The sequence below is a fragment of the Methylobacterium sp. WL120 genome (assembly GCF_008039465.1).
In the GTDB taxonomy this organism is placed as follows: Bacteria; Pseudomonadota; Alphaproteobacteria; order Rhizobiales; family Beijerinckiaceae; genus Methylobacterium; species Methylobacterium cerastii.
Map to the genome: position 1 here is coordinate 1 of NZ_VRUT01000333.1, position 1,418 is coordinate 1,418.

General features: G+C 74.7%; 1 protein-coding gene and 1 pseudogene. Both read right to left on the reverse strand.

The annotated features are described in order from the left end of the window. Positions 1-864: pseudogene (locus tag FV229_RS26845) on the reverse strand (hypothetical protein); the annotation flags it as partial. Positions 865-1,022: 158 nt separating this feature from the next. Further along, positions 1,023-1,418: uroporphyrinogen-III synthase (locus FV229_RS26850; RefSeq protein ID WP_187275307.1), on the reverse strand; the 396-nt coding region annotated here is incomplete at its 5' end.

Below are 1,418 nucleotides of genomic sequence, written 5' to 3' on the forward strand. Positions count from 1 at the left end.
GCCGGAGCCGGCGGGCTTGGCGCCGGCCGTCGCGGCACCTGGCTTGCTGTCGGAAGCCTTGTCGTCGGAAGCCTTGTCGGAAGTTTTGCCGTTGGATGCGGCCATGCCGGCAGCGAGGCCCGCTGCGCCGGCCGCCGCCGCCTTGGCGTCGCCGCGCACGTCGCCCTTCGCGTCCGGCTTCTTCGCGGCGTCCTCGACGCGCTTGGCCCTCAGGTCGATGATCGGCCCGTCGGTGAGAGCGCCCGTGGGGCGCGGCCCGCCTTGGGCCGGGCCGTCGGCGGATTTCGGCGGCTCGGTGGTCGCACCGGGGCGACCGAACTCGGGCTTGCCGGCGTCCGGCTTGTTCGTCTCGGGCTTGCCCGGCTCCTTTGCAGCGGACGATCCGGCCGGTGCGCCGGAGAGTCCGGGCCTGCCAGGCTCGGTGCCAAGCTTGCCCGTCGGGCTTGCCGCGCTTGCGCCCGGCGCGACCGCGGGCTTGGCTTCGGTCTTCGTCGGATCCGACGCCGCGGAGGACGGCTGAGCCGGGCGGCCGGGTTCGATCTTGGGGTTGGCGGAGGTCGGCGGATCGGTCCGGCCGGCCTCGGGCTTCGACGCCGGGGTGGGGGCGGACGAGGACGAAGGCGAGGCGACGGAAGCCGCCGGCTTGCCCGGTTCGAACTTGCCGGCTTCGAGCTTGCCCGGCTCCGACTTCACGTGGATGCCCGGCGGCAGGGTGTCGGAGGGGCGGCCCTGCGGCGTCGCGGGCGCTCCGGGCTTGCCGGCCTGCGCGGGAGGGGCGTTCGGAGTCGTCGGGCCGTCCTTCGCGGCGCCCGGGGTCGGGGTTCCGGCGTTCGAGCGGTCGGCGTCGTTGGATGGTGGCTTCACGGCCGTTGTCTCTCCCGTCTCGACGTGCCCGGCGCGGCGGCTCTGCCCGGCGCCCCGATCTCAAGCGTTTCCGCGACCCCGCGCCGCCTCGTGCGACGCCTTCCTACCATCCCCGGTTCGAACCGGGCGAGACCCGATCCGACGGCATCGCAAGGATGTCAGGACAGGCCCGCGAGGAGGTCGTCCTCGCGCGGTCGCCCAGCGACGAAATGGGCCGCGACCCCGGCTTGGTCCAGGGCTGCGGCCACGTCGTCCGACAGGCAGTAATGCCTCAACGCGCCGAAAGCTCCGCCGTGTCCGGCCGCTTCCGACAATCGATGCGCCACGCGTGCGCTGCGGCGGGAGTAGTGCAGGGCGGCATCGAGCCCGGGCGGCGTCGCGGCCAGCGCGGAAAAGACCGCGTCCGGCAGGTGCGGCACGGCCTCGGCCGCGTAGGCCACGTGCGTCGCGATCGCGTAGCCCGCAGACGTCAGCGCCGCGGCGGGCTCGGCCTTGCGCTCGGCGCCCGCCAGATGGAGCAGGCGCGCGCCGGCCGCGAGCCTGCTCCATCTGGC